The 13,612-nt window shown below is 65.2% G+C and carries 14 protein-coding genes; 7 read left to right on the top strand and 7 right to left on the bottom strand.

The window, feature by feature from the left end; translation table 11 throughout:
• The first annotated feature begins 80 nt into the window (after positions 1-80).
• From flgF to flgH, 4 genes are read left to right on the top strand one after another with little or no spacing between them, the layout of a single operon-like run.
• On the top strand, positions 81-821 hold the full coding sequence (flgF, locus tag K678_RS07420; protein WP_021131843.1) for a flagellar basal-body rod protein FlgF: 741 nt from the start codon (positions 81-83) through the stop codon (positions 819-821).
• A 31-nt stretch (positions 822-852) separates the two neighbouring features.
• Positions 853-1,638, top strand: a complete 786-nt coding sequence (flgG, locus tag K678_RS07415) for a flagellar basal-body rod protein FlgG (RefSeq protein ID WP_021131842.1) — start codon at positions 853-855, stop codon at positions 1,636-1,638.
• Positions 1,639-1,649: 11 nt separating this feature from the next.
• Positions 1,650-2,642: a flagellar basal body P-ring formation chaperone FlgA gene (gene flgA, locus K678_RS07410; protein WP_021131841.1), complete on the top strand. Its 993-nt coding sequence runs from the start codon at positions 1,650-1,652 to the stop codon at positions 2,640-2,642.
• A 31-nt stretch (positions 2,643-2,673) separates the two neighbouring features.
• On the top strand, positions 2,674-3,438 hold the full coding sequence (gene flgH / locus K678_RS07405; protein WP_021131840.1) for a flagellar basal body L-ring protein FlgH: 765 nt from the start codon (positions 2,674-2,676) through the stop codon (positions 3,436-3,438).
• 61 nt (positions 3,439-3,499) lie between these two features.
• Here flgH and K678_RS07400 read toward each other — a convergent pair whose 3' ends face one another.
• From K678_RS07400 to K678_RS07365, 7 genes are all read right to left on the bottom strand, one after another.
• Positions 3,500-4,012: a hypothetical protein gene (locus K678_RS07400; RefSeq protein WP_021131839.1), complete on the bottom strand. Its 513-nt coding sequence runs from the start codon at positions 4,010-4,012 to the stop codon at positions 3,500-3,502.
• 50 nt (positions 4,013-4,062) lie between these two features.
• On the bottom strand, positions 4,063-4,833 hold the full coding sequence (locus K678_RS07395; RefSeq protein ID WP_021131838.1) for a LamB/YcsF family protein: 771 nt from the start codon (positions 4,831-4,833) through the stop codon (positions 4,063-4,065).
• A complete protein-coding gene (locus tag K678_RS07390; protein WP_021131837.1) occupies positions 4,830-6,128 on the bottom strand; it encodes a replication-associated recombination protein A in 1,299 nt (432 codons plus the stop codon). Before K678_RS07390 ends, K678_RS07395 begins: the two co-directional genes overlap by 4 nt.
• A 385-nt stretch (positions 6,129-6,513) precedes the next feature.
• A complete protein-coding gene (locus K678_RS07385) occupies positions 6,514-7,908 on the bottom strand; it encodes a DegQ family serine endoprotease (protein WP_021131836.1) in 1,395 nt (464 codons plus the stop codon).
• Positions 7,909-8,692: 784 nt separating this feature from the next.
• Positions 8,693-9,214, bottom strand: a complete 522-nt coding sequence (locus tag K678_RS07375; protein ID WP_021131834.1) for an MlaD family protein — start codon at positions 9,212-9,214, stop codon at positions 8,693-8,695.
• 12 nt (positions 9,215-9,226) lie between these two features.
• The gene (gene mlaD, locus K678_RS07370; RefSeq protein WP_021131833.1) at positions 9,227-9,718 is read right to left on the bottom strand and encodes an outer membrane lipid asymmetry maintenance protein MlaD; all 492 of its coding nucleotides are present in this window, start codon (positions 9,716-9,718) and stop codon (positions 9,227-9,229) included.
• A gap of 60 nt (positions 9,719-9,778) precedes the next feature.
• Positions 9,779-10,126 carry an NADH:ubiquinone oxidoreductase subunit NDUFA12 gene (locus K678_RS07365; protein WP_021131832.1) on the bottom strand — a complete coding sequence of 116 codons (348 nt, stop codon included), beginning with the start codon at positions 10,124-10,126 and terminating at the stop codon, positions 9,779-9,781.
• A 106-nt stretch (positions 10,127-10,232) separates the two neighbouring features.
• On the opposite strand from K678_RS07365, the gene K678_RS07360 reads away from it, so the two are divergent.
• The 3 genes from K678_RS07360 to K678_RS07350 form a co-directional block, all read left to right on the top strand.
• On the top strand, positions 10,233-11,750 hold the full coding sequence (locus tag K678_RS07360) for a replicative DNA helicase (protein WP_021131831.1): 1,518 nt from the start codon (positions 10,233-10,235) through the stop codon (positions 11,748-11,750).
• 10 nt (positions 11,751-11,760) lie between these two features.
• Positions 11,761-12,879 (top strand): alanine racemase, encoded by a 1,119-nt coding sequence (gene alr / locus K678_RS07355; RefSeq protein ID WP_021131830.1) that lies wholly within the window; start codon positions 11,761-11,763, stop codon positions 12,877-12,879.
• Positions 12,876-13,612: MlaE family ABC transporter permease (locus K678_RS07350; RefSeq protein ID WP_021131829.1), on the top strand; the 737-nt coding region annotated here is incomplete at its 3' end. The genes alr and K678_RS07350, both read left to right, overlap by 4 nt.

Genomic DNA, 13,612 nt, shown 5'->3' with positions numbered 1-13,612 from the left:
CGCCTTTTTCCTCTGATCCGGCATGTGGCACGCCTCCTGCATGGAAGTCTGCGTCGCGTTCCGCCACCGGGTATCAAGCCATGCAGAACACATCGTACATCGCCCTGTCCCGCCAAGCCGCCTTGTGGCGTCAGCTCGACGTCGTGGCCAACAACATGGCCAACACCAACACCCCCGGCTACAAGGGCCAGGAGATGATGTTCCGCGAATATCTGGTCCCGACCCGGTCGACCGAGCGGGCGCTGGGCGGCAAGTTGTCGTTCGTTCAGGATGTGTCGCTGCTGCGCGACACCCGCGAAGGCCCGCTGACCAAGACCGACAATCCGCTCGATTTCGCGCTCCACGGCGATGGTTATTTCGAGATCGAGACCGAAGCCGGGATGCGCTATGCCCGCAACGGCCATTTCCGCCTCGACCAGACCGGCATGCTGGTCAATTCCCAGGGCTTCGCGGTGATGGACGAACGCGACCAGCCGATCATCTTCGCCCCCAACGAGACCCGGATCGAGGTTGCCAGCGACGGCACCATCTCCACCGAGAACGGGCGGGTCTCCAAACTGAAGGTGGTCAAGTTCGCCAACGACCAGGAACTGCGCAACGCGGGCGACTCGCTGTACGACACCACCCAGACCGCCGAAACGGTGGAACGCCCGGTGATCGTCCAGGGGATGATGGAGGAATCCAACGTCCAGCCGGTGGTCGAGATGACCAAGATGACTCAAATTCTGCGCGACTACGAAGGTGTGCAGAAGATGTTGGACAATGAACACGAGCGCCAGTTGAAGGCGATCTCGACCCTGTCAAACGCCAAGTCGGCTTGACCGGACCGAACCGAGGGGAAGGGTATCCATCATGCGCTCTCTGAACATCGCCGCCACCGGAATGCTGGCCCAGCAGACCAACGTCGAAGTGATCTCGAACAACATCGCCAACATGAACACGACCGCCTATACCCGTCGGCGGCCGGAATTCTCGGACCTGCTCTATCAGAACCTGCGCCGGGTCGGCTCGCAATCGTCGGATACCGGCACCATCGTACCGACCGGCGTCCAGCTTGGCCTCGGCGTCAAGACCACCGCCGTCTACCGCATCACCGAGCATGGCAGCGTCCAGAGCACCGACAACAGCCTCGACATCGCCATTCAGGGCAAGGGCTATTTCCAGATCAAATTGCCGTCGGGCGAAACCGCTTATACCCGCGACGGCTCGTTCCAGCTTTCCCCCGATGGCATCATCGTCACCCACGAAGGCTATACCGTTCAGCCCCAGATCACCGTGCCCCCCGATGCGGTCAGCGTCACCGTTGACTCGACCGGCCAGGTCATCATCAAGCAGGACGGTCAGGTCTCCAGTTCGGTCAAGGGCCAGCTGACCCTGGCCAATTTCGCCAACGATGCCGGTCTGGAAGCGCGCGGCGACAATCTGTTCATGGAAACCCCCGCCTCGGGCCAGCCGATCGTCCAGACCCCGGGCAAGCCCGGCTTTGGCAGCGTGCTTCAGGGCTATCTCGAAACCTCGAACGTCAACGTCGTCTCCGAGGTTACCAACCTGATCGGGGCCCAGCGCGCCTACGAAATGAACTCCAAGGTGATCCAGGCATCCGACCAGATGCTGAGCACCATCAACCAGATGAAATAGCGAGGCACGTCATGACCAGCCTTCGCCCCTTGCGCCTTTTTGCCGCCCTGGCCCTGTTCGCCGCCCTCGCCTGCGGCTTGCCCGCAATCGCCGCCGAACCGAACGCCCCGGCGCTGCCGCCGCAACTCCGCCACTCGGTCACCCTGGACGGCGATGTGATCCGCCTCGGCGACCTGTGGGAGAATGCCGGGGAAAAGGCCGAGGTGCCGCTGGCCAAGGCTCCGGAACCCGGCAAGCACATCACCCTCGAGGCCCGCTGGCTCGCCGCCGTCGCCAATGTCTATGGCCTCGACTGGCGCCCCGCCACCCCGTTCGACCGCACCACGATCGAACGCGCCGGACGCTCGATCGACATCCGCGCCGTCGAAACCGAACTGCGCGAGGCGCTGACCCTCGAAGGCGCCCCCAGCGGCGCGACGATCGAACTGGCCAATCGCAGTTCGCTGCGCATTCTCGTTCCGGTTGGGACCGATCAGACGATCGGTGTCCGCGACCTCAGCTACGACCCGCGGATGAACCGCTTCTCGGCGGTGGTCGAAGTCCCGGCCGGTGCCGCCAACGCCAGCCGTTTCAAGGTCAACGGCTCGGTGTTCGCCTCGACCCGGATCCCGGTTCTGTCCCATGCGATGGGACGCGGCGAAGTGATCTCGGAAAACGACATCGAATGGCTCGATGTCCGCGAGGAAACCGTCCGCCGCGACATCGCCACCAATCTGCGCCAGGTGGTCGGGCAAGAGCCGCGCTATCCCTTGCGCGCCGGGGCTCCGATCCGCACCGCCGAAATCCAGAAGCCCGTCTCCGTCGCCCGCAACAGCGCCGTTACCATCATCGTCCGCACCCCCTTCATGGTGCTGAGCGCACAAGGCCGCGCCATCGAGGACGGCAGCGTCGGCGACGTGATCCGGGTGACCAATGTTCAAAGCAAGCAGGTTGTGGACGCCCGGGTCGTCGGACCGGGGCAGGTGTCGGTGATCCCGGCGGGCCAGCGCGCCCAGGCCTATTGATCCGACCGATCCGCTGCGGAGGTAAACGATCATGACCCGCTCTTCATCCCTGTCCCGCCTGCTCCGCGTCGGCCTCAGCCTCGCGACGATTGGCAGCATGTCGGCCTGCAACACCCTGACCCGGATGTCCGAGGTCGGCTCGGGGCCGGAAATCTCGCGGATCGAGAACCCGAACCAGAAGCAGGGCTATCAGCCGATCAGCATGCCGATGCCCCAGCCGGTCGCCCCGCCCCAGAACGCCAATTCGCTGTGGCGGCCCGGCGCGCGCGCCTTCTTCAAGGATCAGCGGGCCAAGGATGTCGGCGATATCCTCACCGTCGCGGTCACGATTGCCGACAACGCCTCTCTCACCAGCGTGCTCAACAACAACCGCACCAGTTCGGAAAAGGCGCAGATGGCCAATCTGGCCGGGTTCGAGACCAGTCTGGCCAGCCTGCTCCCCAGCGGAGCCAACCTGTCCAGCCTGGCCAATCTGGGGGCCACCTCGGTTGCCCTCAACAACGGCAAGACCGAACGGTCGGAAACGATCAACGTCACGATGGCGGCGGTGATTACCCAGGTGCTGCCCAACGGTAATCTGGTGATCTCGGGACGCCAGGAATTCCGGGTTAATTACGAAATGCGCGAATTGTCGATCCAGGGGATCATCCGTCCCGAGGATATCAGTTCGTCGAACAGCATCTCCTCGGAAAAAATTGCCGAGGCCCGGGTCTATTACGGCGGGCGCGGCATGGTCAGCGACGTCACCCAGCCGCGCTGGGGCCAGGAAATCTTCGACATCGTCTTCCCGTTCTGAGGCTGCTCCAGAGCAAAACGCCGCCGGACAATCGTCTGGCGGCGTTTCTCGTTGCCAAAGTCTAACGCTCGCCCGCCTGCCGCAGCAGGTTCAGCGCCGACAGGGTCATCAGGATCGCGGCGATTACCAACACCCAGCCCCCGGTCCCCAGGGCGACGGAGAATTCGGCCCCCCCGCCGAACACTTTCGACATTTCGCGCAGAACCGGGATCGATTCGATCATCGCCTTTGAGGCGAGATAGGGAACAAAGACCGGCACCGCGACCCAGATCGCCGCGGCCAGCGCCTGAAGCCCCCGCCCCGGCCGCCCGCGCAGGGTCTGGACGATCACCGCGAGCGCGGCCAGCGGGACCAGATAGACCAGCCGGGCGATCCACACCGGCAGCGCCGACTCTCCGGTTGAATCGCCAAAGCTCATCATCCCGGTGAATTTGCTGGCCTGGGCATAGGCGTCGGGCAAGGCAAGCAGGTTGGCGTAATCATGGCCCGAAGAGGCATCGCCGAACGGCAACAGGCAGCCGACCAGCCCGACACCGGCGATCAGTGCCGGAAGATAGCGCACCGGATTTGACATCCCCGTTCTCCCTGTTGACCGCGGCCATCGACGGGCGCGAGACGCCGAGTTTACCCCAAGTGCAGTTCGGGCAGCGAGACCCGGCTGATTCCGGCTTCGTCCAGCGCCGCCACGACGGCCCGGGCAATCGCCGGGGCGGCGGGAGAATCGCCATGCAGACACAGGGTATCGATCCGGGTCGGCAGCACCTTGCCCTGGCGCGTCACCACCGCCTGATCGCGCACCATGGCGACGGCACGGGCGGCCGCCTCGGCCGGATCGTCGATCACCGCCCCGGCCACGCCGCGCGGGGTCAGGCTGCCGTCGGCCTCGTAGCCCCGGTCGCAAAAGGCTTCGGCGGCCAGTCGCAGCCCATAGCGTCCCGCCGCCGCCGCCAACGCCGTCCCGGCCGGAGCGACCAGGATCAAAGCCCGGTTCAGCCCGGCGATTGCCCCCGCCACCGCCCCAGCCAGAACGGGATCGGCACAGGCCATCGTATAGAGCGCCCCGTGCGGCTTGACGTGGGTGACGCGGTGACGGGCCAGGGCACAGACCGCGCTGAGCGCGCCGACCTGATAGGCCAGCAATGCCGGAATTTCGGCGGGATCGATCTCGATCCGCCGACGGCCAAAGCCGCGCAGATCGTCGAAGCCGGGATGGGCACCAACGCTCACCCCGGCGGCCAGCGCCAGCTTCGCCACCCGCAACATCGTCCCCGGATCGCCAGCATGGAAGCCGCAAGCCAGACTGGCCGAGCCGATCAGCGGCAACAGCGCGGCATCGTCGCCCATCGTCCACGGCCCAAAGCCTTCGCCCAGGTCGGCATTCAGCGTGACCTTCATTCCCCCTCCCCTTCGTTGCGCTGGCGCAGCCGGTCCCAATAGGCCAGCCGCTTGACGATCTCCCGCTCGAAGCCCCGTTCGACCGGACGATAGAACCGCCGCCGCGCCATCCCCTCGGGGAAGTAATTCTGGCCGGAAAAGCCCTCGGCGGTATCATGGTCGTACTGATAACCGCGCCCATAGCCCAGCTCTTTCATCAGCCGGGTCGGCGCGTTCAGGATATGCGGCGGCGGCATCAGCGAGCCGGTCTCGCCCGCCGCCTTCACCGCCCCCTTATAGGCCATGTAGGCGGCATTCGATTTCGGCGCGGTGCCGAGATAGATCACCAATTGCGCCAGGGCCAGTTCGCCTTCCGGGCTGCCCAGCCGTTCATAGACATCCCAGGCCGCCAGCGCCTGGACCACCGCATTGGGATCGGCCAGCCCGATATCCTCGACGGCGAAGCGGGTCAGGCGGCGGGCGATGAACAACGGGTCCTCGCCCCCCGCCAGCATCCGCGCCATCCAATATAGCGCCGCATCGGTGTCCGAGCCGCGCAGGCTTTTATGCAGCGCGCTGATCAGGTTGTAATGGCCTTCGCGGTCCTTGTCATAGGCGGGAGCGCGGCGGCTGATCGCACGGGCCAGCGCCGCCGGGTCGAGCGGCGGCTCGGGCGGCAGCATCGCCAATTCCTCGGCGAGATTGAGCAGGAAGCGGCCGTCGCCGTCGGCGGTCGCCTTCAACGCGGCGCGGGCGTCGGGATCAAGCGGCAAGGCATGGCCCAGCACGGTTTCAGCACGAACCAGCAAGCCTTCCAGCGCCGCCTCGTCCAGCCGATGCAGCACCAGCACCTGCATTCGCGACAACAGCGCCCCGTTCAGCTCGAACGAGGGATTTTCGGTGGTGGCTCCGACCAGGACCACCGTGCCATCTTCGACATAGGGCAGAAAGCCGTCCTGCTGCGCCCGGTTGAAGCGATGGATTTCATCGACGAACAGCAAGGTGCCGCGCCCGGCCTCGCGCCGCTTGCGCGCCGCCTCGAACACTTTGCGCAGATCGGCGACTCCGGAAAACACCGCTGACAGCGGCTCGAACTCCAGCCCGACCCGTTCCGCCAGCAGCCGGGCGATCGTGGTCTTGCCGCATCCGGGCGGGCCCCACAAAATCACCGAAGCCATCCGCCCCGCCGCCAGCATCCGCCCCAGCGGCGCGTCGGGGGCCAGCAGATGCTCCTGCCCCACCACCTCCCCCAGCGTGGACGGCCGCAACCGCTCGGCCAACGGGCGGTCGTTGCCGTTGTCAAATAAGGAGGTCATTGGTTGCCCCTCAATCGCCGGGCGCTGTTGGCTTCGCCAATCCCTCGCACCGCTCGGGACCGCCCTTCGGGCGTCGTTCGCCCCGTCTGGGGCTTCACCAATCCCCTCGCTTGGCTCTCGCGCCATGGGGCGCGGGCGCTCAATGCGCCAGTCGCTTCGCTCTCGATCATAGCCTCAGGCACCGGCGCTCGGTCCCCTCGCTTGGCTTTCGCTCGCACGCGCTCGCGGGCGCTCAATGCGCCAGTCGCTACGCTCTCGATCATAGCCTCAAACGCCGGCGCTCGGTCCCCTCGCTTGGCTTTCGCTCGCACGCGCTCGCGGGCGCTCAACGCGCCAGTCGCTACGCTCCAGGGGTTGCCCCTCAATCGCCGGGGGACGGGTCTCATCATCCCTCGATCACCTGGGTCAGGGTCTGGCCGTTGCGGCTGATCGTCAGGCTCCAGCGCGGCAACTCGCCCGACAGCAACCGCCGGGCCTCGGCGACGCTGACAACCGGACGGTCGTTGATCCGCAACAGCCGGTCGCCGGGCTGAAGTCCCAGACGTTGCGCCACCGAGCCGCCGCGAATTTCCAGGATCATCACCCCGGTCAGGGTCGAATCGAGGCCCAGTTCGTCGGTCAAAGCCGGATTGAGATTGACCAGCACCGCACCCGAAAACGGGTTGCGCCCGGCAATCTCGCTGCGGTCGCGCGGTGGGTCTTCGGGCGGGGCGACCAACCGGACGGAAAAGCTCCGCTCGGACCCGCTGCGCAGCGCCGTCAGCTTGGCTTCGCCGCCCAGATCAAGCGTGGCGAGACGGAAGCGCAGCCCCTCGGGATCGTCCACCTCGCGGCCATTGACCGCGGTGATGACGTCGCCATCCTTCAGACCGGAGCGGGCGGCGGGCGAGTCCTTGCTGACGCTGCTGACCAATACCCCGACCGGACGGGGCAGGCCCAGCGCCTGGGCCAGATCGGCGGTCACCGCCTGGGTTGCCGCCCCCAGCCACGGCCGGACCACCTTGCCCCCCTTCGACAGACCGGCGACGACGGTACGGACCAACGCGGTGGGAATGGCGAAACCGATCCCGTTCGACCCGCCGTCACGGGAATAGATCGCCGAATTGATCCCGACCAGACGGCCGTCCATATCGACCAGCGCACCACCGGAATTGCCCGGATTGATCGAGGCGTCGGTCTGGATGAAGGAGCGGAAGTCAGAAACACCGACATTGGTGCGGGCCAGCGCCGAGACGATGCCCTGAGTCACCGTCTGGCCCACCCCGAACGGATTGCCGATCGCCAGCACCAGATCGCCGACTTCGAGCCGGTCGGAATCCCCCAGCGGAAGGGTGGGGAAGCTTTCGCCCTTCGCGGCGATCTTCAGCACGGCCAGGTCGGTGTGCTCGTCGCTGCCGACGATACGGGCTTCGAACTCGCGACGGTCGGACAGCACCACCGTCACCTCGTCGGCGTCCTTGATGACGTGGTGATTGGTTACCACCGTTCCATCGGCCCCGATCAGCACCCCCGACCCCAGCGAGCGCTGCACCCGGTCCTGGGTCAGGCCGGGCACGTCGCCAAAGAAGCGGCGAAAGAACGGGTCGGCAAACATCGGCGAAGCCGAGGCACGGACCACCCGGCGGGTATAGATGTTGACCACCGCCGGAGCCACCTGCCGCACCACCGGAGCGAAGCTCAGACGAATCTGTTCCCGCGATTGCGGCACGCTCTCGACCGCCGGAGCCGGAGCGGCAACCGCGAGAAGGAGGAGGAGAAAGACGGCGAAGGATCGGCTCATGCGTTGGCGTTCCCTTTGATATGGCCCGTTATTTGCACCTTTCGCGGCATAGGGCATTCCCTTGGGGGTAAGATAATGATCGATCCAACATCGCAAACAACGCAAGGTGCAAGCGCGTCGTTGACGACGTCGGGCACAACCACATCCGGGCTATCGACCGGCAGCGGGTTCGATGCGGCGGTGAACGCGGCCAACCGCGCCGCCGCCAAAAAGCAGGCACAGGACAACGAACTGGCTCAAATCCGAGAAAAAGGCTTCACCGCCTGGGTTCGTGACACCCAGATCGAGAAGCTTAAGGAACAGCTTCGCAAGAAGATCATGTCGGAAATGGGCCTGACCGAAGACGATCTCGGCAAGATGGGAGCCGCGTTGCGCCAAACCCTGGAGGCGCAGATCAAAAATCAGGTTGAAAAACGTCTCGCCGCGACCCTGGCCAGCGGAGATAGCGCCTCGTCGTCCGATCAGAGCGCCTCGAACGCCAACGACAATCAGGCCAAGGGCAGCACGGTCACCAAGATCGCCAAAGCGACCACGACCGTCCTGGCCGCGCAGGAACAGGCATCCGCCACCAGTTCCCCCACCCAAACGGAGGAGGAAAAAAGGACCGGCAGGGCAGTTTCGGCATGGTCATTCCTGCCCTGGCGATGCCGGGCGGGGGATCGCTGTTCTAGGCACCGTAACCCCACCGCCCTCTCTCCGGGCAAGAGAGAGGCCGTACGGAAAGCCCTCCCCCTCTCCCTGATGGCGAGAGGGGGGAAGCCCGAGCACCGGGTGAGGCGGTGCGTTAAGGAGCCGGAGCGGGCTGCGCCGGAGCCGCCGGAGCGACCGCAGCAGCAGCGGGGGCCGGGGTGGGCGGCTGGTTTTCGGCGGTGGCGAGGAAGATCAACTGGCCGACCATCTCCTCAATCGATTTAAAGCTGCGCGTCGGCCCCAACCGACCGCCGGTGGCGATGGTGACCGACGATTTGCCCGGGGTCAGCTTAACGAACTTGCCGCCCAGCAATCCTTCGCTGGAAATGCTGGCGACGGTATCGTCAGGCAGGCGGATGCCGTGGGCGATCGACATCTTCACCACCGCGTCAAAGGTCTGCGGATCGAGCGACTGGCCCAGCACGGTGCCCACCTTGATCCCGTTGATCTTGACGTCGGCCCCGGCATCAAGACCGCCGACGCTGGTGAAGGTCGCGCTGACCTCATAGCCTTCGACCTTGCTGAAACTGGCGTGCGACCAGGCAAAGGCCATGAATACCGCCGCCACGGCCAGAACCACCGCGCCCATGATGGTTTCGATAACAGTCCGTCCCATGGGTCACCCGTTTCAGTTGCTGGTCGTCGGCAGCGGTTTGTCGAGATAGCCGCGCTTGGCCCGCGCCTGCTGAATAATCATGTCGAGCAGGTCCTCGATCACCACCGCGTCCTGGGTATATTCGATTTCCTGACCGGACTTGAGCAAAGCGTCGTCGCCACCCGGCCGCAGCTCGATATATTTCGCGCCCAGCAACCCGTCGGTATAAATCAGCGCGGTGCTGTCGGCGGGCAATTGGACGTCGCTGCGCAGATTGAGGGTCAGCAGCGCCCGATATTTGTCGTCCAGGGCCTGGGCCGTGACGGTGCCGATCGGCGCGCCGGAGAGGCGGACCGGGCTGCCGACAACGATTCCATCAGCCCGGTTAAACCGGGCGGTAACGGAAAGGCTGTTTTCGTCCTTCCTGGCGTGATCGCCCACGAAAAAGGCCAGCATCATCGACAGCGTCCCGGCCAGCAGGACACCGCCACCAATGATGGCGTCGCGATCCGAGCGGTTGGACATCCCTCCCCCTTCCTAAAATTCCAGCAAAGCCCTTGGTTCCCCCGTCCCCAGGCAATGGGATCAGGGAGTCCAGGCTTCGTAATCGCCGGTGGCGTGGTCGCGCTTGCCCCCGGCCAGATCGTGCCCCGGCGGAAAATAAGCCTGGCCCGTGCCGGTCATGTTCGGCTGGTGCGGCTTTTGCCACGGCCAGCGCCCGACGGCGTTCAGCGGAGCCGGGGCGGTATGGTGCAACCAGGCATGCCATTCCGGCGGCACCCGCGACGCCTCGGGCTTCCCTTTATAGATCACCCAGCGCCGCTGGCGGGGACGCGTTTGCGTCCGCTCGGTATAATAGCGGTTGCCATCGGGATCGGTCCCGACCAGCTTGCCTTTGACCCAGGTGAACAGCAGGGTGCCGAAGGTCGCCATCTTCGTCCTCGATCCATCTTGCTTTGCGGTGGGGACTATAGGCAAAACCCCCCGCCCCGTCCAGTGGGGTGACAGGCCGGAAAATCCGGGCTAGAGTCGATTAACCATGTCCTCCCAGCTTCCCAAACCGCCGCCCGTCCCGACCGAATCGTCGGCGATACGGATACCGCCGCACAATTTCGAGGCGGAACAGGCTCTGCTTGGCGCGATCCTGCTGTCGAACCGCGCTTACGAGCGCGTCTCGGAATTCCTGCGGCCCGAGCATTTCGCCGACCCGGTGCACGGCCGGATTTTCGCCACCTGCGGCAAGCTGATCGAGCGCGGTCAGATGGCCAACCCGGTGACGCTGAAGACCTATTTCGAAAGCGACGGCGGGCTGGCCGAAATCGGCGGCATCTCCTATCTGGCCCAATTAGCCAATGCGGTCGTGTCGGTGATCAATGCCGAGGATTACGGCAAGCTGATTTTCGACCTGCATCTGCGCCGCGAGTTGATCGGGCTGGGCGAAGACATGGTCAACAACGCCTTCGCCGCCGATCTCGACAGTTCGGCCAACGACCAGATCGGCGCGGCCGAGGCCAAGCTGTATGACCTTGCCACCACAGGCCAGACCGAAGGCGGGTTCGAATCCTTTAATGCCGTCCTGGTCGGTGCCGTCGCCGCCGCCGAGGCGGCGCACAAGCGCCAGGGCAAGCTGTCGGGGGTGCCGACCGGGCTGGTCGATATCGATTCGAAGCTGGGCGGCCTGCATGAATCCGATCTGTTGATTCTGGCCGGACGCCCCTCGATGGGTAAGACCGCGCTGGCCACCAACATCGCCTTCAACGCCGCCAGCGCCTATCGCGAGGAACTGGACACGCTGGGCCGCAAAAAGGCGGTCGATGGGGCGATCACCGCCTTTTTCTCGCTGGAAATGTCGGCGGAACAGCTTGCCACCCGTATCCTGGCCGAGCAGGCCGAGATCGCCAGCCACAAGATCCGTCAGGGCGAATTGTCGAACGACGAGTTCGAACGCCTCGTTATCGCCGCCCAGAACCTGCACAAGCTGCCGCTGTTCATCGACGACACCCCGGCGCTGTCGATCTCGGCGGTGCGCACCCGGGCCCGGCGACTGAAGCGCCAGCACGGTCTGGGGCTGATCGTGATCGATTACCTGCAATTGCTGCGCGGATCGGGGACATCCAGCGACAACCGCGTTCAGGAAGTGTCCGAAATTACCCGCGGCCTGAAGGCGCTGGCGAAGGAATTGTCGGTGCCGGTGATCGCGCTGTCACAGTTGTCGCGTGCCGTCGAATCGCGCGAAGATAAGCGGCCGCAATTGTCCGATCTGCGTGAGTCCGGCTCGATCGAGCAGGACGCCGACGTCGTGATGTTCGTGTTCCGCGAACAATATTACCTTGAACGGGCCGAGCCCGGCCGCCGTCCCGACGAGGCCGAGGACAAATTCAACGATCGCCATGCCCGCTGGCAGGAGCGATGCGAGGAAGTGTGGAACACCGCCGAAGTGATCGTCGCCAAACAGCGTCACGGCCCGGTCGGCACGGTACGTCTGTCATTCCGCGGCGAATTCACCAAGTTCGGCAATCTCGCCACCGCCGGCCATTACGAAGAGCCGGGATTTTGAGAGGGAAGCCATGACCGATCCTTCCCATTCCGGAAGCCTGCTGACCATCGATGTCGAGGCGATCGTCGCCAATTGGCGGCTGATTTCCCAGGGCGTGGCGCCCGCCGAGGCCGCCGCCGTGGTCAAGGCCGATTCCTATGGATTGGGGGCGGCCCAGATCGCCCCGGCTTTGGCCGCCGCCGGCTGCAACACCTTTGTCGTCGCCACCCTGGACGAGGGCATCGCCCTGCGCCCACTGGTGCCCGCCGCGGTGATCCTGGTTCTGAACGGCCCCCTGCCCGGCTCCGAGGCCGATTTCGCCGCCCATTCCCTGGTGCCGGTGTTGAACAGCCTGGGGCAGATCACCGCCTGGTCGAACTTCGCCAAGGCGGGCAGCGGGGCACCGGCCGCCGCGATTCACATTGATACCGGGATGAACCGTCTCGGACTGGACGAGACGGAGCTGGACCGGCTCGCCGCCCGTCCAGGCGTACTGGCCGGGGTTCGTCCGATCCTGGCGCTGTCGCATCTGGCCTGCGCCGACGAACGCGACCACCCGATGAACGAGGAACAGCGGATGCTGTTCACCCGGCTGACCTCGCGTCTGCCCGCGATGCCGCTCAGCCTGTCGGCGTCGAGCGGATGCTTCCTCGGGCGCAACTTTCACTTCGATCTGGTCCGTCCGGGGGCAGCGCTGTATGGCCTGAACCCCACCCCGGGCCGCCCCAATCCGATGGCCCAAGTCGTTCGATTGCAAGGAAAAATCCTTCAGGTCCGCGACGTTGACAGCCCCCGGACCGTTGGGTATGGTGCCACCTATCGCGTTACCGGACCGGGACGGATCGCAACCGTGTCGATCGGTTATGCCGATGGCTGGTTCCGCGCGCTCGGCAATCGCGGTCATGGCATGATCGGAGGGGTGAAGGTGCCGCTGGTCGGACGGGTGTCGATGGATTTGGCCTGCTTCGACGTCAGCGCGGTGCCGCAGGCTGTGTCGCATCCCGGCGCCCTGATTGATCTGATCGGCCCCGATTACACCGCCGATGACGTTGCCGCCGATGCAGGCACGATCGGGTACGAAATTCTCACCGCTTTGGGACGGCGCCATCATCGCCGCTGGCTGACATCTGCCGAGGAGGCGCAGGCGTGACCAACGTGTTTGCTGCCATCGGTCGCGTCTTCATCGCGTTCCTGGCCCAGATCGGCCGCGTTTCCGCCTTTACCGCCCTGGCGCTGTCGCACACGGTGCGGCCGCCCTTCTATCCCCGCCTGCTGCTGCGGCAGATGGTCGAGATCGGCTATTACTCGCTGCCGGTGGTGGGGCTGACCGCGATCTTCACCGGAATGGTGCTGGCGCTGCAAAGCTATTCCGGCTTCGCCCGGTTCTCGGCCGAAGGCGCGGTGGCGACGGTGGTGGTGCTGTCGGTGACCCGCGAACTCGCCCCGGTTCTGGCCGGACTGATGGTGGCGGGCCGGATCGGCGCTTCGATGGCCGCCGAAATCGGCACGATGCGGGTGACCGAGCAGATCGACGCCCTGACCACCTTGTCGACCAATCCGTTCAAATATCTGGTGGCTCCGCGCCTGCTGGCCGGAACCTTGATGATGCCGCTCCTGGTGCTGATCGCCGATATCATCGGCGTGTTCGGCGGCTATATCGTCGGCGTCTACAAGCTGGGCTTCAACTCGGCCACCTATATCTCGCGCACCTGGGAATATCTCGAACCGCTCGATGTGATCTCGGGCCTGACCAAGGCCGCCGTGTTCGGGTTCATGATCACCCTGCTCGGCTGCTACAACGGCTATTATTCCAAGGGCGGCGCCCAGGGCGTCGGCGCTGCGACCACCAACGCCGTGGTGTCGTCGGCGATCATGATCCTGGT

Origin of the sequence: Magnetospirillum fulvum MGU-K5, from assembly GCF_000442515.1 — a bacterium.
Taxonomy (GTDB): Bacteria; Pseudomonadota; Alphaproteobacteria; order Rhodospirillales; family Magnetospirillaceae; genus Phaeospirillum; species Phaeospirillum fulvum_B.
The sequence above is the reverse complement of the archived record's forward strand: the minus strand, read 5'-3'. Positions and strand labels throughout refer to the sequence as shown.